At 61.1% G+C, this 20,216-nt stretch carries 18 protein-coding genes; 7 read left to right on the top strand and 11 right to left on the bottom strand.

Annotated features, from left to right (window positions below):
- Nucleotides 1-44: 44 nt before the first annotated feature.
- From argB to argA, 4 genes are read left to right on the top strand one after another with little or no spacing between them, the layout of a single operon-like run.
- Nucleotides 45-941: an acetylglutamate kinase gene (gene argB, locus QQF73_RS01880; protein WP_219867116.1), complete on the top strand. Its 897-nt coding sequence runs from the start codon at nucleotides 45-47 to the stop codon at nucleotides 939-941.
- Nucleotides 942-965: 24 nt separating this feature from the next.
- A complete protein-coding gene (locus tag QQF73_RS01885) occupies nucleotides 966-2,213 on the top strand; it encodes an acetylornithine deacetylase (protein WP_285367037.1) in 1,248 nt (415 codons plus the stop codon).
- A 29-nt stretch (nucleotides 2,214-2,242) separates the two neighbouring features.
- The gene (argE, locus tag QQF73_RS01890; protein WP_285367038.1) at nucleotides 2,243-3,412 is read left to right on the top strand and encodes an acetylornithine deacetylase; all 1,170 of its coding nucleotides are present in this window, start codon (nucleotides 2,243-2,245) and stop codon (nucleotides 3,410-3,412) included.
- Between the two features lie 31 nt (nucleotides 3,413-3,443).
- Nucleotides 3,444-4,751, top strand: coding sequence for an amino-acid N-acetyltransferase (gene argA / locus QQF73_RS01895; protein WP_285367039.1), 1,308 nt, complete (start codon nucleotides 3,444-3,446; stop codon nucleotides 4,749-4,751).
- On the opposite strand, the gene QQF73_RS01900 is transcribed toward argA, so the two are convergent.
- Entirely contained in the window at nucleotides 4,725-5,795 is a 1,071-nt protein-coding gene (locus QQF73_RS01900; protein ID WP_219867112.1) for an aminopeptidase, read from the bottom strand. The genes argA and QQF73_RS01900 overlap by 27 nt on opposite strands.
- Nucleotides 5,796-5,967: 172 nt before the next feature.
- Here QQF73_RS01900 and QQF73_RS01905 point away from each other — a divergent pair, with 172 nt between their 5' ends.
- Both QQF73_RS01905 and QQF73_RS01910 read left to right on the top strand, forming a co-directional pair.
- On the top strand, nucleotides 5,968-9,726 hold the full coding sequence (locus QQF73_RS01905) for a DUF1631 family protein (RefSeq protein ID WP_219867111.1): 3,759 nt from the start codon (nucleotides 5,968-5,970) through the stop codon (nucleotides 9,724-9,726).
- An 18-nt stretch (nucleotides 9,727-9,744) separates the two neighbouring features.
- The gene (locus QQF73_RS01910) at nucleotides 9,745-10,611 is read left to right on the top strand and encodes a phosphoribulokinase (RefSeq protein WP_219867110.1); all 867 of its coding nucleotides are present in this window, start codon (nucleotides 9,745-9,747) and stop codon (nucleotides 10,609-10,611) included.
- A 6-nt stretch (nucleotides 10,612-10,617) separates the two neighbouring features.
- On the opposite strand, the gene QQF73_RS01915 is transcribed toward QQF73_RS01910, so the two are convergent.
- The 4 genes from QQF73_RS01915 to QQF73_RS01930 all read right to left on the bottom strand — a co-directional run bounded on the left by QQF73_RS01915 (nucleotide 10,618) and on the right by QQF73_RS01930 (nucleotide 13,733).
- Nucleotides 10,618-11,463 (bottom strand): pirin family protein, encoded by an 846-nt coding sequence (locus QQF73_RS01915; protein WP_219867109.1) that lies wholly within the window; start codon nucleotides 11,461-11,463, stop codon nucleotides 10,618-10,620.
- 35 nt (nucleotides 11,464-11,498) lie between these two features.
- On the bottom strand, nucleotides 11,499-12,101 hold the full coding sequence (locus QQF73_RS01920) for an FMN-dependent NADH-azoreductase (protein ID WP_219867108.1): 603 nt from the start codon (nucleotides 12,099-12,101) through the stop codon (nucleotides 11,499-11,501).
- Nucleotides 12,102-12,255: 154 nt separating this feature from the next.
- Nucleotides 12,256-13,050, bottom strand: coding sequence for an adenosylmethionine decarboxylase (gene speD / locus QQF73_RS01925; protein ID WP_219867107.1), 795 nt, complete (start codon nucleotides 13,048-13,050; stop codon nucleotides 12,256-12,258).
- A gap of 260 nt (nucleotides 13,051-13,310) precedes the next feature.
- Nucleotides 13,311-13,733: an OsmC family protein gene (locus tag QQF73_RS01930; RefSeq protein ID WP_219867106.1), complete on the bottom strand. Its 423-nt coding sequence runs from the start codon at nucleotides 13,731-13,733 to the stop codon at nucleotides 13,311-13,313.
- Nucleotides 13,734-14,006: 273 nt separating this feature from the next.
- Between QQF73_RS01930 and crp the strand changes: the two genes are divergently transcribed.
- On the top strand, nucleotides 14,007-14,648 hold the full coding sequence (gene crp, locus QQF73_RS01935; RefSeq protein WP_007153756.1) for a cAMP-activated global transcriptional regulator CRP: 642 nt from the start codon (nucleotides 14,007-14,009) through the stop codon (nucleotides 14,646-14,648).
- A gap of 166 nt (nucleotides 14,649-14,814) precedes the next feature.
- On the opposite strand, the gene modC is transcribed toward crp, so the two are convergent.
- From modC to QQF73_RS01965, 6 genes are all read right to left on the bottom strand, one after another.
- The gene (gene modC, locus QQF73_RS01940) at nucleotides 14,815-15,897 is read right to left on the bottom strand and encodes a molybdenum ABC transporter ATP-binding protein (protein ID WP_219867105.1); all 1,083 of its coding nucleotides are present in this window, start codon (nucleotides 15,895-15,897) and stop codon (nucleotides 14,815-14,817) included.
- A complete protein-coding gene (gene modB / locus QQF73_RS01945; RefSeq protein ID WP_219867104.1) occupies nucleotides 15,894-16,571 on the bottom strand; it encodes a molybdate ABC transporter permease subunit in 678 nt (225 codons plus the stop codon). Before modB ends, modC begins: the two co-directional genes overlap by 4 nt.
- A 20-nt stretch (nucleotides 16,572-16,591) precedes the next feature.
- Entirely contained in the window at nucleotides 16,592-17,359 is a 768-nt protein-coding gene (modA, locus tag QQF73_RS01950) for a molybdate ABC transporter substrate-binding protein (RefSeq protein ID WP_219867103.1), read from the bottom strand.
- Between the two features lie 27 nt (nucleotides 17,360-17,386).
- Nucleotides 17,387-18,340, bottom strand: coding sequence for an alpha/beta fold hydrolase (locus tag QQF73_RS01955; protein WP_219867102.1), 954 nt, complete (start codon nucleotides 18,338-18,340; stop codon nucleotides 17,387-17,389).
- Nucleotides 18,303-19,280 (bottom strand): sterol desaturase family protein, encoded by a 978-nt coding sequence (locus tag QQF73_RS01960; RefSeq protein WP_285367047.1) that lies wholly within the window; start codon nucleotides 19,278-19,280, stop codon nucleotides 18,303-18,305. Before QQF73_RS01960 ends, QQF73_RS01955 begins: the two co-directional genes overlap by 38 nt.
- A 114-nt stretch (nucleotides 19,281-19,394) precedes the next feature.
- Nucleotides 19,395-20,144, bottom strand: coding sequence for a glutathione S-transferase family protein (locus tag QQF73_RS01965; protein ID WP_219867100.1), 750 nt, complete (start codon nucleotides 20,142-20,144; stop codon nucleotides 19,395-19,397).
- Nucleotides 20,145-20,216 lie beyond the last annotated feature (72 nt).

The raw sequence follows: 20,216 nt of genomic DNA on the forward strand, positions 1-20,216 counted from the left end.
ACGCTGCCCAGACAACGTTTAACTAAGGATCAATAGGCAACAAGATGGCGTTGGATCGTGATACAGCAATGCAAGTGGCGTCGGTTCTGAGTCGGGGCCTGCCGTATATTCAACGGTTTACCGGAAAAACGGTGGTGATCAAGTACGGCGGTAACGCCATGGAGAATGAGGAACTGAAAAGCAGCTTTGCCCGGGATGTGGTGCTGATGAAGCTGGTCGGAATCAACCCCATCGTTGTCCACGGCGGCGGGCCCCAGATTGGTGAACTGCTGGAGCGCCTGAATATCAAGTCCCGCTTCGTGAACGGCATGCGGGTCACCGATGCCGAAACCATGGATGTCGTGGAGATGGTCCTCGGTGGCCAGGTCAACAAGGAAATTGTGTCGCTGATCAACGCCCAGGGCGGCACTGCCGTGGGTCTGACCGGAAAGGACGCCAACCTGATCCGCGCCCGGAAACTGGAGGTGGTCGACCGTTCTCCCGAACTGGAACGTCCGGAAATCATTGATATCGGGCACGTGGGCGAGGTCGCCAGCGTCAACGTCGATGTCATCGACATGCTCACCCGCAGTAACGTGATCCCGGTGATCGCGCCGATCGGGGTTGGCCCGGACGGTGCCTCCTACAACATCAATGCCGACCTGGTTGCCGGCAAGGTTGCCGAGGCGATGAAGGCGGAGAAGCTGATCCTCCTGACTAACGTGTCCGGACTGAAGAGCAAGGAAGACAAGGTGTTGACCGGCCTGACCGCTCAACAGGTCAATGACCTGATTGAAGACGGCACCATTCATGGTGGCATGTTGCCAAAAATCCGCTGCGCCCTGAACGCGGTCGAGAACGGCGTTCGAACCTCACACATCATCGACGGCCGTGTTGCCCACGCGTGTCTGCTGGAAATCTTCACCGACGAGGGTGTCGGTACCCTGATTTCCCGCAACTGATGCCATTGCCTTAGGAGTCTTGGGATGAAGCGCCTGTTCACGTTGCTGGTCCTTGTGGGCCTGGTTGGTTTTGTGGCCTTCAAGGGCGCGGTCTGGTGGTTGGCAGATCAGCGCCTGGCTGAGATGCGAACCGCACTGGAATCCTACGGGGTGCTTGAGCGGGGAACCATGAGCTCGGGGGTGGACGGGCGCCTGGTGCTTTCCGGCAGCAGCTGGCAGGACTTCCGCCTGACCCGTGCCCTGGAGATCGGTCGGGTGGAGCTGGATGCGGGCTCACCGGTCGATCTCGTCATGGCGCTGGCGGATCCCGCGTCGTTATCCGGGAGCTGGTCGTTGCAGGCCGAAGGGATCGGTCTCGTGCTTGAGGCGACCATGTTCCGCAACTGGGTAACCGCCGAGGGTGAGAACAGCGCCGGTGAGCCGGCCCTGTTCGTCCTGTCCTGTGCGCCGGATCCCCGTCAGCGACTGGGCAGCGGGGATCTCATGCGCATGGGCATTACCGGTCTGGGGGGCGAGTTCCTGCTCCAGCAGCGCGCCAGAGGGCTGTCTATAGAGTTGAATACGGCGGGTACCGGCAGTGTGGAGCTGGACTGGCCCGGTGCCCGGATCAACCTTCTTGATCTCGAAAGTCTGCCAGAGAGCAGCGCCGAGCCGATGACGGTCACGCTTCGCGACGGTGGCCTGATGCGACGGGTCGCGGCCTATTGCGCCCGTGAAGCCGGCCTTGAGCCGCCGGAATGGGCCGGTCGGGTGCTGGCGGCGTTCCGCGAGGGCCTGCAAGCCCGGGGATTGGTCGCCAGTGATCAGTTGCTGGCGCTGTACCGCCAGTGGTTGCTTGAAGGCGGCGAGTTGACGGCAACGCTGGATCCGGCGGCTGAGACCATGGGCATTCCGGTCTACCCGGCCAGTGGCGGGGATGACGGCACCGAGTGGCAGGTGGCCTACAATGGCGCCAGGGTACCGGATGTGTTTCTCCGTGAAGCGCCCTTGATTGCCGAGGCGCCGGCTGACGAGGGAGCCGGGGCGGCCGCCTCGGAAGAGAATCCCGATGTGGAAGGGTGGTATGCTGGCTCCATCAAGACCGCCGGGCAGTGGATTGATCGCAGGGTCCGGGTGACGCTTTCCAACAACAACGTGGTGGAGGGGCGTCTGGTCAGTGTCAGCGACCGTGAGCTGGAAGTTGCCCGGGTGGTCGCCGGAGGAGAAGTGGCCTACCCGATGCTGGTTCGCGCTATCACGGACCTCGAGGTCTGGCGCCGCGGCCGCAAGTAACGACCCTTAAACGGGTCTGAGGAACACCTATGTCTCAGTCTGCAGTCAATACCGCGTCGGTGCCCGGCATTAAGGACATGCTGGCGCGCCTCATATCCCTGCCGTCCATCAGCAGCGCTTCCGCCAACTGGGATCACAGTAACGAGCCGGTGGTCCGGACACTGGCCGAGTGGCTGGAGCCGCTCGGCTTTGCCGTCGAGATCCTGGAAGTGCCGGGTATGCCGGGCAAGTTCAATCTGATCGCGACCCTCGGGAGCGGGCCGGGTGGCCTCGTACTCTCCGGCCACACCGACACTGTGCCCTACGATGACAAGCGCTGGCAGAGTGACCCCTTTACCCTGACCGAACGGGACGACCGCTGGTACGGCCTGGGCACCTGTGACATGAAGGGGTTTTTCGCACTGGCCATTGAGGCCGCCCGGGAGTACGCCGGAATGACCTTGAAGGAGCCGCTGATCATTCTGGCGACCGCCGACGAGGAGAGTTCCATGAACGGCGCCCGGGCGCTTGCCGAGGCTGGCAAGCCCAAGGCCCGCTATGCGGTGATTGGTGAGCCCACCAGCCTGAAACCGGTGCGCATGCACAAGGGCATCATGATGGAGCGCCTGAAGTTCGAAGGCCAGTCCGGCCATTCCTCGAACCCGGCTCTGGGCCGCAATGCCCTCGAAGGCATGCATGAGGCCCTGACCGAGTTACTGGCCCTGCGCAGCCAATGGCAGCAGCAGTACCACAACCCGAACTTTGAAGTTCAGGTGCCAACGCTGAACCTGGGGTGCATCCACGGAGGAGATAATCCCAACCGTATCTGTGCCCAGTGTGAGCTGCACTTTGACCTCCGGCCCTTGCCGGGCATGGACATGGAGGCCCTGAGGCAGGCGATCCTGAACCGGGTTCAGCCGGTTGCCGAACGCCGCGAGCTGGGGATGGTTTTCGAGCCCCTGTTCGACGGCGTGCCTCCCTTTGAAACACCGGCCGATGCGGCCTTGGTGAAGGCCTGTGAAAAACTGACCGGACACACTGCCCATGCCGTGGCGTTCGCAACCGAGGCACCCTGGCTGCAGAAGCTGGGGCTGGAGACGCTGGTTTTGGGGCCGGGATCCATCGACCAGGCTCACCAGCCCGATGAGTTTCTGGAACTGTCCCAGCTGGAGCCGACAGTCCGGATCCTGAAGGGGCTGATCAGACAATTCTGTCTTTAGACTGCCTGTAACGACTGATTTGGAGAGCGGGTTGAAATCGAACGACTGGCTGCACGGGTTCCGCCACTCATCGCCCTACATCAATGCCCACCGGGGTCGGACGGTGGTGTTGACCATTCCGGGTGATGCCATTGAGCACGGCAATTTCATCAACATCATCCATGACATCGTATTGCTGAGCAGTCTGGGTGTGAAACTGGTGGTGGCCTTCGGCGCCCGTCCCCAGATCCAGGCCCGACTTGACGGCGCTGGCGTGGAGTCGACCTTCGCACGGGGGCTGCGGATTACGCCTGAGCAGCACTTGCCCATGGTGATGGAGGCCATCGGCGGCCTCCGGGCCTATCTGGAGAGCCAGCTGTCCATGGGGTTGGTGAATTCGCCCATGCACAACGCCCGGATCCGGGTCAGCAGTGGCAACTACGTTGCAGCCCGACCGGTTGGCGTGCTCGACGGTATTGATTTCGGCCATACCGGCAAAGTCAGGCGGATCGACGTGGCGGGCATTGAAAAACTTCTGGAACTGGGGAACATCGTGCTGCTGCCGCCGCTGGGCTACTCCCCCACCGGCGATGTTTTCAACCTGTCCTACGAAGATGTGGGCAGTCAGGTCGCGGCCGCATTGCAGGCCGAAAAGCTGATCGTCTTCATCGACGATCAGGGCCTGCTCGAGGAAGACGGTTCCCTGATCCGCGAACTTTCGGCACGGCAGGCATCGGAACGCCTCGCCGCCGGCGCCGTGACCGGTCATGATGCGTCGCTGTTGCGGGCGGCCTGTGATGCCTGTGTCAAAGGTGTTCGCCGGGCCCATATCATCAGCTATGTTGATGACGGCGCACTGCTGGAGGAAATGTTCACCCGGGATGGCTCAGGAACCCTGGTCAGCGGAGACAACTACGAGCAGATCCGGCAGGCCCGGGTTGAGGATATCGGCGGTATCCTGGAGCTGATTCAGCCGCTGGAGGAGCAGGGCATTCTGGTCCGCCGGTCCCGGGAAATGCTGGAGACCGAGATCGACCGGTTTGTGGTGGCTGAACGGGACGGCACGATCGTCGGTTGCGCCGCCCTGTACAGCTACCCTGAGGAAGAGAGCGGAGAGCTGTCCTGTTTTGCCGTGGATCCATCCTACCGCCGGGCGGGCCGGGGTGATGAGATTCTGGCCATGGTTGAAAAACTGGCGAGGACGCAGGGCCTCCGTAAACTGTTCGTGCTGACTACCCAAACCGAGCACTGGTTTCGGGAGCGGGGTTTTCAGACATCCACCGTGCAATCCCTGCCGGGACCCAAGCTGGCCTCCTACAACACCCAGCGCAACTCAAAAGTCTTCTACAAACCGCTCTGACAGCGCGGACAGTCGACGTGAGCGCTCGGTTTCCGGGCGCTTGGACAGCGCTTCCACCGCCCGATAGAACGCCTCGAAGTCATGGTTCTGGTCTCTGAGCAACTGACGAAACCCCGGGACATGCTGATTGTATTGCCTGAACAGCGCGAGGTTGGCGTTGTTCAGGCTGGTCGGGTTTTCGCCGAACGGACCGGGCTGGGTCCATTGACTGGATAATTCCAGATAGTCCTGAAGCAGCTGTGCCAGCAACTCGGCTTTTTGTTCGCGCAGGGTCTCCACCGGAAGACGGTCCCGCTGTTGGTAAAGTGACTCCAGTCGTGTGGTGGTCGTTTCCACCAGCGCCAGGGTCTGGTTGCGCTGCTGCAAGCGCTCGAATGCCCGCTGGAACGAGTCGGGATTGCCCTGACGATCAGACCACAGCTTCAGACCCTCGAGTTCGACGGCAGTCGCAAAGCTTTCGTTAAAGGCGGTGTCGTCACCGATGTAAACGACCCGGTGTGCCAGTTCGTGGAACATCAGGGCGACCATCCGGTCGTCGGACATACGGGTAAAGCCGGAATGCAGCGGGTCGTCGAACCAGCCCAGGGTCGAATAGGCCGTCACCCCGCCGATGAAGGTATCGTAGCCGGTTTCCCTGAAGTCGGCCTGTTCTGCCACCGCGTCGTCGAGCTCGAAATAGCCCCGGTAGGCCTGGCATCCAAGCACCGGATAACACCAGCGGTGGGGCTCCAGGGAGAACTCGGGCACCGCCACCAGATTAACCACCACCCATGGACGGTCCAGGGCAACGTAGTCGGTGAAAGCGTCGCCCACCGGCAAGCTAAGGGCATCGCGGGCAAACCGCCGGGCCTGCTGGCTGGTGGTCAGTTTCTGTTTCAGGTCATCGGGTGTGGTGCCGCGGGCAATGAGCCCGTCCACCGAATCCCCGTTCATCATCAGGGACAGGTGACCGCTCACCGCCTGGCTGTAGTAGCCAATGGTCGTACAACCGGTAACGCCGGTCACCAGTAGCAAAAGAAGATATATCTGACTAAGCTGTTTCATGGGTCAGGATATTATAGTGGCATGGGTTACCTGCGGGGGACCAAGCCGATATATTACAGACATGGTTCCCATAGTTGCAGGTGGCATTTGCCACTGAGTCCAGGGATGAAGGCCTGATTCGGTGGCGGCGAGCGCCGGCGAGTGATGGCCATTGCGAATGATCAGGTAGTTCATGGATCCGAGAGAACGTCGTAGTAGTCCCCGTAAACCCATCAAGCTGGCGGCCCAAATTGATCTGGGGAATGGCGAAACCTGGCCCTGTCAGATAGCGGATTTTTGCCCGGAAGGGCTGTTCGTTCGCTATTCGGGCGATACCTCCCGCAAGCTTGATCGGGCGTTGATGTCCGGCAACCCGCCGGAATTGGTCGTGCGTTTCCGGGGTCTCGACGGTCTTCGCCGACACGAGCTGCACGTCAGTATCGTCCGGCGAATCGATGGTGCCATGGGCGTCAACTTCACCCGCTCGAACCCCGCCGCCGTCGATGCCATGCTGCAGCAGTGCGGCAGCTCCCGCAACCAGGACCGAGCCTCGCTCAGAGCCCCCAGTGATCGCGTCCAATATGTCCTGCACCAGTCGGCCAAGGCGGTCATCCAGTTCATTGAACCGCTAATGGACAACTGTTTCGTGCAAATGGTGGCCGGACTCAAGGAGGCGGCCCAGAAAGCTACGAATGACCAGCAGGCTAACGAGTTCATGGATGCCTCCGGGCAACTGCAGGCCCGGCAGCGAGTGATTTGGCACCAGATGGCCCGGACCCTGGAGTCGCCCTTGAAGCCTGCGCCGAAGGGCTTTCCCGGTTCCGAGCTATCCGTGGTGGACAAGGGTGAGTTCGAAGACTGGCTGACCATCCGGGTGATGGTGACCAAGGCCGACACCCAGTATCGCGGCGACCTGCTTCAACTCAAGCTGCGCCTGGACAAGCTGGGCATTGCCAATGCCACTGGCCATCACAATCCGCTCGGGCCCTCGCTGGTCTGTGAGTCGTTCCACGCCGGGCTGAGTCAGCTGAAAGCGACCCGGGAGGTGGAGAAGGTCTGCCTGAAGGTGTTTGAGCAAATCGTGTTGCAGCAACTGGGACCCCTGTATGAGGAGCTCAACAATATCCTGATCCGACAGGGTGTGTTGCCGGACCTCGACCTGAGCAAGTACCTGAGCGACCAAGCCGCCACCCGGCCGGAGTCCAAGCCCGCCGAGGCCCCGGCGCCGAAACCGGAGCAGAAGCAGAAGGTGCAGGTCCCGGAGCAGTCCCGGCCGAAGAAACCGACACCCGGCTCCATCCGCCCCAAGGCCTCCCGCGCCGGCGGCGAGTTCCGCGGCTACGCCCAGGCGGCGCAGACCGCCTTTGCCACAGTCCGCAATCTGCTTAATACCCTGAGCGCCAGCCGGGTTGCCCAGGGCGATGCCGAACCAGTGGCCTTTCCGCCGAATGCCCGGCCACTTTCGACCGGGGAGCTGCACCGGGAGCTGCAGCAGTTGCAGGTGCAGGCCGCCGCTCCCGATGCCGACACGGTGACACTCAAGGAACGGGTGGTGGAAAAGGTGCGGGCCAGTGGCGACAACAGGCTTGATGAGGAGCAGCAGGGCACACTGGATGTGGTCGACCGGTTTTTCCGGTCGGTGGTCGAGAGCCCGAAACTGAGCGAGTACGCCCAGGAACGCATGCGCCAGCTGGAAGTGCCGGTACTCAAGGTGGTGATGCGGGATCCCGCGTTTTTCGACGACCAGGACAGCCCGGTCCGGGGCGTGATGAACCGGTTGGCACAACTCGGTGTGAAAGGTGGCCGGATCAATCCGGTCGTGCAGCGCAGGGTGGATGAGCTGATCCAGCGTATCGCCACGGATTTCGAACAGGATACGGGGGTGTTCGAGCAGACCATGCAGGAGCTCGATGCCCTCATTGATCGCCAGAACCTGGTCTATAGGCGCAATGTCGAACGGGTGACGGCGGCCGCCGAAGGCGCGCAGAAGGTGGCCGAGTCAAAACAGGCCGTTGCCGATGTGCTGAACGAGAAACTGGCCGGTCGCAAGGTCCCCAAGGCCGTCCTCAGCCTACTGGACGGCGGCTGGCGCGACCTGCTTTCACTGACCTGGATCCGTCAGGGGCCGGACAGCCAGCTCTGGCAGGACTATCTGTCGGTTATCGATTCGCTGCTGGCCTTTGCCGTCGACCCCCGCAGCACCATCAACCTCCCGGAGCTGTTGCGGGTGATCCAGGACGGGCTGGCGTCAATCTCCAGCAACCACATGCCGTCGTCCCAGATTCGGGATGAATTGAAGCAGTTTCTGGTGCGCAGCCCCGACAAAGTCCCCGACCTGGTGGAGGTGCCACCGGTACAGCCCGATAAGAAAGACACAAAGGTATTGTCAGAGCGTGAGCAGCGCAGCCTGCAGCGCTGGGTCAACCGGGCTCAGCAGTTACGCACCGGTGACTGGCTCCGGGATCAGGAAAAGCCCGACGAGCCCCAATACATTCGTCTGGTGTGGATTGCCCGGGGATTCAGTCGCTTCGTGTTTGTGAATCACCAGGGCATGCGCGTGGTCGAGTTGGAACTGGACGCGCTGGCCCGCCAGATGCGCAAGGGCATTATCGTTCCGGACAATCAGTATGAGCGGCCCCTGGTGGATGAAAGCATCGACCGGATGGTGCGCAAGGTCTACGACCAGCTGTCCTGGGCTTCCACCCACGACGAGCTGACGGGGTTGCTGGGGCGCCGCGAGTTCGAGCGCATGCTGGATCAGCAACTGGCCCGGCGGGAAGACGAGCGGACGCTGGTCCGGCTGGACCTGCGCCGGTTCCGTTTGCTCAATGATACCGCCGGCTATCAGGCGGGCGACGCGACCCTGAAAATGGTGGCGGATCTCCTGGGGCGGGCCGTGGAAGATGGTATGCCCCTGGCACGCCTGGCGGGCAATGAGTTCGCCCTTCTGGTGCCCGCTGAAAACGCCTTGCAGATGGCTCGTGACCTGGTCAGCTCGATCGAAGCCGCAGAGTTCAGCTTTGATGGCCGTACCTACCGTTTGTCGGCGAGTGCGGGTGTGGTTCCGGAGTTGCCTGCACTGGCCAGCGCCGAGCGCTGGCTGAGGGCGTCGGAGCAGGCGCTGGCGGCAGCCAAGCAAGGAGGGCACGGCAAGGTTGCGGAATATTCGCTGGATGCCGGCGATCAGGCCCGTCAGGAGCAGATCGCCGCCAAGGTGGCGGGTCTGAGTGATCTCAACGAGGAGCGTATGCTGTTGCGCTGCCAGAAGATCATACCCCTGCATGCCCAGGCGTCGATGTCGCCCCAGTACGAAGTACTGATCAGCATGTACGACGATGCCGGCACCCTGATTACCGGCCGCGATTTCGTGCGCATGGCGGAACGGTATGACCGCATGCAGGCGGTGGATCGCTGGGTGGTCGGGCACATGCTGGACTGGTTGCAGGCGAAAGCCCCGGATCCCCGGCACATGGGAGGGATTTGCATCAACCTGTCCGGCTACTCCCTCAATGACCAGTCGTTGCTGGAGTTCATTTACGAGAAACTGAGCCAGAAGGACGCGCCCATCGAGCGGCTCTGGTTCGAGCTCACCGAGGCGTCAGCCATCAACGATGTCGAGGCGGTGGCGGATTTCATGCTGGAGATGAAGGAGCTGGGGTGCCGCTTCTGCCTGGGCAATTTCGGCAGTGGCCCGAGTTCGTTCCAGTTCATGCGCTCGCTGCCGGTGGACCTGATCAAGATCGACAGCACCTTTACCGGCCAGCTCAACTCGAGTGAGACCGATCGGGCGATGGTGCAGTCGATGGTTGAAATGGCGCATTACATGAAGCGGGAAGTTATTGCCTCCCAGGTTGAATCCCGTGACATTCTGGATATGCTGGCACAGCTGGGCGTCGATTACGCTCAGGGCTTCGTCGTCGAGAAACCCCGTCTGCTCGACAGTCTCATCTGATTTCCGGACCCAATCTGTATGTCCAAGCGCCACCCGATTATTGCTGTTACCGGTTCTTCCGGTGCCGGAACCACCACAACCGGCCAGATCTTCAATCGCATGTTTGCCAGCGAGGGACTGAGTGCGGCGATGGTCAGTGGCGACAGCTTTCACCGGTATAACCGGGAGCAGATGGCCCGGCTCGCCGCCAAGGGCCAGTTTGGCGAGCGCAACCACTTCGCGCTGGCGGCCAATCACATCGACAAACTCGAAGCCCTGTTTTATGACTACGCCCACACCGGCAATGGCCGGTATCGTCAGTATGTGCACGATGAAGACCGGGAGCTGATGGCCGCCGGTCACAAGCCGGGCACGTTCACTCCCTGGGGGCCGCTGCCCGCCGACACCGATCTGTTGTTCTACGAGGGGTTGCACGGAGGCGTGGTCAGCGATGCCTACAACATCGCCCAGTACGTGGACCTGTTGATTGGCGTGGTGCCGATTGTGAACCTGGAGTGGATCCAGAAGATTCGCCGGGACACCAACAAGCGGGGCTATAGCCAGGAAGCGGTGGTGGAGACCATCATCAACCGGATGGACGACTACGTTCACGACATCGTGCCGCAGTTTTCCCAGACCCACATCAACTTCCAGCGGATTCCGCTGGTGGACACGTCCAATCCCTTTGTCGTGCGGGATGTGCCGACCGAGGACGAAAGCATGCTGGTGATCCGGTTCCGGGATCCGTCCGAGGTGGATTTTCCGTACCTGCTGCAGGTCATCGCCAACAGCAGCCTGTCCCGTCACGACACCCTGGTGATACCGGGAACAAAAATGGCGCTGGCCATGGATCTGCTGGTGCGACCCATGGTTCAGCGCCTGATGGCCCGTAAGCCCTTCGCCTGAGGCTCGTCAGGCCGTCAGTCGGCCGTCCCGGAAGTCCTGCAGCGCCTGTTCGATCTCCTCGCGCGTGTTCATCACAAACGGGCCATACTGCACTACCGGCTCACCGATGGGCTTACCGGCAATCAGCAGCAGCCTGGCGCCGTGTGTGCCCCCGGCGATGGAAATCCGGTCACCGTCCCCGAGCACACTGGCTGCGTTGCGTTGCAGGCTCTCACTGCCCAGGCTGGCCTCGCCGTCGTAAAGGTACAGCAGGCCGTTGTGGGTTGCCGGCACCGGCAGGGTTACACGGGCGTTGCTATCCAGGTGAATGTCCGCGTAGACCGGCTGGGTGCTTCGCCCTGTCACGGCACCGTGCCGGGTGGCACCTCCAATCTCCATCGTTCCGGCAATGAGTTTCAGTCGGCCACCGTCAAAGTCAATGTCGGGAATGTCCTCGGGCTGGATGTCACGGTAGCCGGCTTCGATCATCTTTTCCGACGCCGGCAGGTTCAGCCAGAGCTGGAAGCCGCGCATCACGCCTTCCTCCTGCTGAGGCATTTCCGAGTGGATGATGCCGCGCCCGGCGGTCATCCATTGCACGCCGCCATTGCGCAAATCGCCTCGGTTGCCCAGATGGTCCTCGTGCAGCATGTGACCCTCGATCATGTAGGTCACCGTTTCGAAGCCGCGGTGCGGGTGCGACGGAAACCCGGCAATGTAATCCGCGGCCTCCGCAGATCCGAATTCGTCCAGCATCAGGAAGGGATCCAGACGCAACGAGGGCTGTTGGCCCAGTGAGCGCTTGATCCGAACCCCGGCGCCATCGGATGTCTCGGCGCCCGGTATGATCTGCCTGAGAGTGCGTTCAGTCATGACTGACCTCCTCCGATTATGGAATAGTTGCCGGTTCAGGCGGTCAGGGTCTCGATAGCCCGACTGGCCTGGTTCAGGGCCGTCTTTTTCTGGTCATCGCCCATGTTCAGACCTTCAGCGTAAACAAAGTGCAGATCCTTCAGGCCAAGAAAACCGAGGAACGAACGCAGGTAAGGCGTCTGCGAGTCATTCGGCGTGCCGGCATAGATGCCACCGCGGGCTGCCAGGATATAAACCGGGCGATCCTCAAGCAGACCAACCGGGCCATTCTCAGTGTAGCGGAAGGTAACGCCGGCACGGGCAATGTGATCAAAATAGGCCTTCAGGACGGACGGAATGCCGAAGTTGTACATGGGCACCCCCATGACCACCACGTCGGCCTGGTTGAGCTCATTGATCAGTGAATCTGAATAATTGACCACCCGCTGCTGGTTGTCGCTGCGGTCGTCCTGTCCGGTCAGGAATGCGCCGAACCGGGAGGCATCCAGATGCGGAACCGGCTCTTGGGCCAGATCGCGATGGGTGGTGCGGATCTCGCCATGGGTCTGTTTCAGCTGTTGCAGAGTATGCTCTACCAGCTGGGAGGACTGACCGTCCTGGCCGAAGATGCTTGCGGTGATGACAAGTACGTTTTTCATGTTCAATCCCTCCGAGGGTGATCCGAATGGTATGGAGGTATTGAACTGCGTCGGGGGCAAAGATGAAATCGGAGAATCTTGGAAGGTTTGTTCAGAAATTTTGACGATTGGACCGCGCGCCCTTGAGGGCGCGCCCGGCCCGGTATGAGGCGCGTTATTCCACGTTCCGGGAGTAAAAGATCTCCAGCATTTCCCGGCGCAGCCGGTCTTCGATGGATTGCGCTTCTCCTGGCTCAAGATCGCTGGCGTTAACGCCGAACACGTAGTTATCGAGCTTGAAGTTCTTGAGCATCATCTTGGTGTGGAACAGGTTTTCCTGGTACACGTTGACATCAATCATCTGGTAGGCGTTCTGGGTGTCTTCCGTCAGATAATTCTGGATCGAGTTGATGTCATGGTCGATGTAGTGCTTGGTGCCATCAACGTCGCGGGTAAAGCCGCGAACCCGGTAATCCACGGTGACCACGTCAGAGTCGAAGCTGTGGATCAGGTAGTTCAGCACCTTGAGCGGGGAAATCAGGCCGCAGGTGGACACGTCGATGTCGGCCCGAAAGGTGCTCACGCCATCGTGGGGGTGACTCTCCGGGTAGGTGTGCACCGTCACGTGGCTCTTGTCCAGGTGGGCGACAATGGCGTCCGGCAGCGGACCGGGCGATTCTTCGTTATCCGGTTCTTCCCCGTTGGTCAGCTCGTGCTCGGCAATCAGCATGGTAACCGAGGCGCCATGGGGCTCATAGTCCTGACGGGCTATGTTGAGCACATTGGCGCCGATGATCTTGACGACGTCGGTCAGGATCTGGGTCAGCCGTTCAGCGTTGTACATCTCGTCGATGTAATCTATGTACGCCGCGCGCTGTTCTTCGGTCTGCGCATAACAGATATCGTAGATGTTAAAGCTCAAGGATTTGGTCAGGTTGTTGAAACCGTGCAGCTGGAGTTTGGTTTCCATGCTCAGCCCCTCCGTAGAATGGAGATGAATGACTGCAGAAATGCTTTAGTGCGTTCTGCCGAGGCCGCCACCGACTACTGACCCGGTTGTATACCTTTTGCGCAGACCGGCGGAGAGGGTGCGTATTATGCACACCGCGAGTGACGTTGAATAGTCTTGGTGCATCATTTTAGCATCCGTGATTGCCGATGCATCCGGACCGGTGCGCAATGCCCGCGGCCGGTCCTCTGGCAGCCGGTCAGGGGGATTCCCGAACCGGGTTATTCGGCCTCGCGGATTTCATGACTGTGAGTGATTTCAACACCGGCCTGCTCGAGCATGATCGAAGCGGAACAGTACTTTTCAGCGGACAGGCTGACGGCGCGTTTTACCAGGTTTTCCTTCAGGCCGTGCCCGGTGACGACGAAGTGCAGGTGGATCTTCGTGAAGACAGCGGGGACGGCGTCAGCGCGCTCGGCGTCGAGCTCGGCGTGACAGGCCGTCACATCCTGCCGGCTTTTCTGCAGAATGCTCATGACGTCAAAGGACGAGCACCCTCCGAGGCCCATCAGCAGCATTTCCATCGGGCGCGGGCCGAGGTTTTCGCCGCCATGATCAGGCGGACCATCCAGCTGAACACTGTGGCCGCTGCCACTGGTGACTTTGAAGCTGGCATTTCCGGTCCAGTCAACGCTTGCTTTCATTGCGGGTACTCTCCGTTCCATCAGGCTGGTGTGCCGGTCGGCCCGGCAGTCAAAGTTGGTATAGTTGGCCGGATGCTAGCATAGTCCCAGGTTCGGGGCAGCCGGGTAGAAATTGACCGAATACAACTTGTGGACGGTTTCCGGTTGCCCAAATCAGGCCTTCTTGTTATAAGTTGCGCTGTTTTTGAATAAAAATGAACGAACCCGCAGGGAAAGCCGGGTGCATAACAAACATCGGGACCCGCCAGTTTTTGAGGAGGCACGACTCGCATTATGGCCACTATCGTCAAGCCGGTTGAGCAGAAAACCAAACATCTCGACTATTTCCTTTCGCAGTGCCACCGCCGCCGTTACCCAGCCAAGAGCACGATTATCTATGCGGGTGACAAGAGCGACTCCCTGTTTTACATCGTCAAGGGTTCCGTGACAGTCATCATCGAGGACGATGACGGCCGGGAAATGATCATGGCCTACCTCAATGCCGGTGACTTTTTTGGCGAAATGGGTCTGTTCGACAACATGGATTCGCGCAGTGCCTGGGTGAAGGCCAAGACCGAGTGCGAAGTGGCGGAGATCTCCTACACCAAGTTCCGGGAAATCGCCCAGCAGGATCCCCGGGTGCTGTACTTCATTGGCGAACAGATGGCGTCACGCCTGCGTCAGACCACGCGTAAGGTCGGCGATCTGGCGTTCCTGGATGTGACCGGTCGGGTGGCGCGCACGCTGCTGGACCTGTGTAAGGAACCGGACGCCATGACCCATCCGGACGGCATGCAGATCAAGATCACCCGTCAGGAGATTGGTCGCATCGTGGGGTGTTCCCGGGAAATGGTGGGCCGGGTCCTGAAGACCCTGGAAGATCAGGGACTGGTGCGGGTCAAGGGCAAAACCATGGTGGTTTACGGTACCCGCTGATCGGCGAGTGCATGCCCTGTAAGGCCGGGTTCCGTTCTGGGTTGCCCGGCCAGCGACCGACCTCCCGAGTGGTAGCTGACAAGCTCCCGCACCGCGTCAGCTTCCCCTCCCTTGCACCAACTGATCGAACAGCTCACCGCCCCCATAATTGTCCCGGTCCGGCGCGTCAGTCGACGATGGCCACGGACTTGACCTGCATCCAGACGCTCTGACCGGTTTCAAGTTTGAGGGTGTGCACGGCCCGGCTGGTCAGGCGGGCCAGGAAAGGTGTTTGACCGGCCAGAAGCCGAATCATGGTGGTGCCCGGAGTCAATTCCGAGGCAACCTCGTCAATGACCGCCGGAACGAGATTCTGGATGCTCTGCTCGGTCTGTTCGGCAAGCGCCAGGCTGATATCCCGCGCCAACACCTGAAGCCGAATGGCCTGGCCAATAACCAGGTTGTCTTCGGCCCGGAGCCACAGGCGTCCACCCGGGAAGTCGGCGCGGCACAGGTGCCATTGCTCGTCCCGGGCCCCGATGTGGGCATCGATAATGACCCCGGCGTCCTGTTCCAGGCCAAACGGCTGGTCGGTTCGCGCCAGTGTTTCCTGCAAAGGGCCCTGGGCAATGATCCGGCCCCGGTCCATCATCACGATGTGGTCCGCAAGCCGCGCCACTTCGGCGGTGGAATGGGAAACGTAGAGGATGGGGATGGCCAGTTTGTCCCTCAGGGCTTCGAGGTAGGGCATGATGTCCTGTTTGCTGGGTCGGTCCAGCGCCGACAGAGGTTCGTCCATCAGCAGCAGCTCAGGGCTGGTCAGAAGCGCGCGGGCAATGGCCACCCGCTGGCGTTCGCCGCCGGACAGGCCCTCCGGCATCCGGTCCAGCAGGTGTGACAGCCCCAGCCACTCGGTCGCCTCCTCAAAGCTGATCCGTCGCTGCGCCGCGGGTATGCGCCGGTAACCGTATCCAAGGTTGCGACGTACGTTGAGGTGTGGGAACAGGGACGTATCCTGGAATACGTAAGCCAGCGGGCGTTGGTGAACCGGGCGCAAGCCAGTCCGGCTTTGCCATTGATCACCGTTGACAATCACGCTGCCGTCGGCGGGCTGTAGGCCCGCAATACAGCGCAAAAGCGTGGTTTTGCCGCACCCCGAGTGTCCAAAAAGTGCGGTAAGGCCGGTCCCGGGCAGGTCCAGGTCGACTTCCAGCTCGAAGCCTTCCAGCCGGCACTGCAATTGCACCTGAATGCCTTTGCCAGACGTCATTTCACCACTCCCGGCTGCAACCGCCCGTTCAGGGAATACAACGCCACCAGAACCACGAAGGAGAAGGCAACCATGCCAGCGGCGAGCCAATGGGCCTGGGTGTATTCCAGGGCTTCGACATGATCGTAGATGGCGACAGAGAGTACCTTGGTCTCCCCCGGAATATTACCGCCAATCATCAGCACCACGCCGAACTCGCCGATGGTGTGGGCAAACGTGAGCACGCCGGCCGTCAGGAATCCCGGCCTGGCCAGGGGAAGCGCCACCGAGAAAAAGCGGTCCATGGGTGAAGCCCGGAGTGTTCCGGCAACATCCAGCAGTTGCTGGTTGACCGCCTGGAAGGCGTTCTGGAGCGGCTGCACGGTAAATGGCAGGGAATAGATCATGGACGCAACAACCAGACCCTCGAAGGTGAAAGGCAGGAGCCCCAGCCCAAGCTCCCCGGTCAGCTTGCCTACGATGCCCTCCGGTCCCATCAGGATCAGCAGGTAAAACCCGAGGACCGTGGGGGGCAACACCAGAGGCAGCGCGACAATGGCGGCAACCGGCTGTCTCGCCCAGTGACGGCTTCGGGCCAGCCACCAGGCAATGGGGGTCCCGGCCACCAGGAGAAGCAGGGTGGTCAGGCTGGCCAGTTTCAGTGTGAGCCACACAGGCTCCCAATATGTGTCCATGTTGTTGACCGGGTTACTGCTCAGTTGCGGGTGTCATAGCCATAGCGTTCGATGATGCTCCGGGCTGTCTCGCTGCGGAGGAATTCGAGCCACTGACGTGCAGCGGGATTCCGCTCGCCGCGGGTCAGAAGGATAGCCTGTTGATTGATGGGGGAATAGTAGGCCGACGGGATCCGCCACAGCGAACCTTCATTTTCGTTCCATGCGCGGATCTGGGAGAGCGCGACGAAGCCCGCCTGGGCGTTGGCGGTGGCAACAAACTGGAAAGTCTGGGCAATGGAGTCGCCACGAACCAGGCGTTGTTGCAAGGGCGCCCAGAGGTCGAGCCTGATCAGCACTTCCCTGGCTGCCATCCCGTAGGGCGCGGTTTTGGGATTGGCGATGGCCAGGCGGGTAAAGTCTTTCGATGCCAGCCAGGTTTCCGGCGCCTCAAGCAGGCCGGATTGAGGGCTCCACAACACCAGTTGGCCCCGGGCATAGGTAAACCGGGTTCCCTTCACACCGAGGCCGTTGTCCTCAAGCAGTTCCGGGCGGCGGCGATCGGCCGCCATGAAAACGTCGAACGGTGCACCGTGGCGGATCTGGGCATAAAGCTTGCCGGTGGAACCGTAACTAGCGGATGCCTGCCGGCCAGTGGCTTCGGCGAATGCCGCAATCAGTTCATTGCCGGTATCGGTGAAGTTCGCCGCAACCGCCAGGCGCACGTCCGCGCCCCGGGCTGTGCCGCACAGGGCCAGCCACAGGGCCAGCCCGGCGATGACGGCAAATCGTTGGTTCTGGCCTGGCACTCGCCAACTCCCCGGTCGTGAGGTGGATCAAATGGGTTCCGGCAGGGTGTCTCCGGCTGACGCCTTATCATGCCGGTCAGGCACCGGGCGACACAAGGACAGAATGTAGTCGCGGACCTCTTCTGCATTGATTTCATTCAGCATCTCATGGCGGCCGCGATCGAACAGGCGGAGGGTTACCCGGTGAATGCCCTCATTGCGGATGGCCTGGAAGTGACGGGTGATGCCCTTGCCCATTTCCCCGACCGGGTCGTCGGTGCCGGCAAAGAGGTGCACCGGGAGGTCCTTGCGCCAGTTCGCCGGTGAAATCGCCAGCATGCCCCGGATGAAGTCGGACCAGAGGCCGGCAGTGCACTCGAAACCGCACAGTGGGTCGGCAACGTAGGCGTCGACCTGGGCGGCGTCACGACTGAGCCAGTCGCTGCTTGTGCGGTTGGGGCGGAACTGGCGGTTGAACTTGCCAAAGGTCATCCTGGCAATGCTTGGGCTGCGATGGCGGGCGCCGAATGCCTTGCGGATCAACGCAATTACCAGGGCGGAAACCAGCAGGTGCGGCCGATGGATGCGGTTGGTGGCGCTCAGGATCAGGGCATCCAGGGCCTCGCCGTGTTGTTGCGCGCAGCTCTGGGCAATAAAGGACCCCATGCTGTGGCCCAGAAGTGTAAGCGGCAGGCCGGGAAAGAGCTCACGGGTATGCCGCAGCACCCGATATAGGTCGTCGGTGACCTTGTCCCAGCCATCGCGGTCGCCGTAGTGGCCGCGCCGGGACTCAGGACAGGCTGGACCGTGCCCGCGGTGGTCGTAGGTCACCACGGCCACCTGCCGGGCGCCCAGCCAGCGGGCGAAATCCGTATAGCGGCCGGCGTGTTCGGCCATGCCGTGGGCGATCACCAGGACCGAGGCTGGATGCTCGGGCCGGAAAACGGTGCCGGTGATCAGGTGGTCATCCCGACTGGTCAGTGTTAACGGGTGTTCTTGCATGCGGGGTCCCTGCGTCTGACGATGCCGGACGTTCCCACTCCGGCGGATTCCAAAGGTGTTTGAGTCGAGACAATAAGCTGCCTGGCCGTGCCATGTCGCGGAACAGGTCCACGTATTCGTGGGTCCAGAGTACGAACAGGTTATTGGACGTTACCGGACGGGTGATGCCGTAGTCGGGTGGGTCCTTGGCATCCTCATCCACAAAGGAGCCGAACAGCCGATCCCAGATGATCAGGGTGCCGCCGTAGTTGCGGTCGATGTAGCCCGGATTGCGGCCGTGGTGCACCCGATGATGGCTGGGTGTGTTGAAGACCAGCTCGATCCAGCCGGGCAGACGACCCACCAGGGTGGTGTGGATGAAGAACTGATAGACCAGGGACAAAGCATAGGCAATCCCGATCCAGACCGGATTGAAACCCAGGAGGGCCATGGGCAGGTAAAACACCCACATGCCGTTGAAGATGTTGGTGGCGTTCTGGCGCATGGCGGTGGAAAAGTTCATTCGCTCCGAGGAGTGATGGACCACGTGGGCGGCCCAGAACCAGCGCATGCGGTGGCTGGCGCGGTGCATCCAGTAAAAGCAGAAATCGACTCCCAGAAAGGTGAGGACCCCGGTCAGCCAGGTCAGCTCCAGTTCGAAGACACGATAGTGGTAACACAGGGCATAGGCGGGAAAGGCGATAATCCCGGCGAACAGCAGCTCCGTGGTTTGGTAGCCCGCACCCAGGGCAAAGTTCCTCACCGCTTCCCGGGCGTCCATCAGCGCGGGATTGTGCCGGATTTTCAGGTACTCCCAGAGCGCAACCCCAATAAATACCGGGGTGGCAAAAACAAAAATCAGCTGCCGTTCGTCCAGAGCCAGCCAGGGCGACACCGCCTCCCACAGCGGGCGGAGCCCGCTCTCCTCGAGCACCGCGAGCAACATGTCAGTCAAAGCCATAGCGAGTCAGCCAGCGTTGTTATTATTCAGCGTCTATTCTGGCATGAATGCGGGCGCTGGCCGTTGTCGGTTTCCGACACAACGGCTGGCGATTTACGACAACACCAACGGTGATCAGTCGGGTTTCCGGTGGTTTTCGTAAACCCTGGACAGTACGTCGATCTGGGGCTGCCACTGATCCAGCCAGGCCTTGATATCCCGGGGGATTTTTCCGGGCTTTGGCCAAGGCACCGGGTATTCGGCAGGCTGGAACATGGGCGCAAAGATCGCGGCTGCGGTCAGGTCGGCGCGGGAAAACGCGTCGCCGGCGAGGTACGGGCGTGTGCCATAGGCGTCCGTCAGATCCTTCAGCAGCTCTTCCATCACCAGGCGTGACTTTTCTGAGGTTTTCTCGTTGATCTTCATCCACTTGCGCATGATCTCATCGACCCGGCTGAAGGTCAGGCTCAGCAAAAACCGATTGTAGAAGGGGGTGCCTGCCGCCAGCATGGGGACCACCACTTTCGGCCGCTGCAGGAAATGGTGGTAGGAGTAACAGCGAACCGCCGGGCCGGCTTCTTCATCCAGCCGCTTTTCCCAGGCCAGCGCCTGCGCCCGGACCTCCGGATCTGCTGGCGTCAACGGCCGCTCCGGGAAGGTCTGGTCCAGGTAGTCTATGATCGCGGCTGATCCCTGCACGATATGTCCGTCATGGTCCAGCACCGGCACCGATGTGTCCTTGCCGCCAGTGAGCTTCCGGATGGTTTTTATGTGCTGGCCGGGAAGCAGGGTGGCGGTCTCGTAATTGAGGCCTTTGTAATCCAGTGCCCAGCGGATTTTTTCGCAGTAGTGGGAAATGGCGAACTGGTAGAGCTTGAGAGCCATGATGTATCTCCTTGTTTGAGCCCCTAGCATAATCAGGAAGTGGCCGGATAAGAAGCCTGAATGCCGGGGCTC

This window comes from Marinobacter albus (assembly GCF_030238305.1).
Classification (GTDB): domain Bacteria; phylum Pseudomonadota; class Gammaproteobacteria; order Pseudomonadales; family Oleiphilaceae; genus Marinobacter; species Marinobacter albus.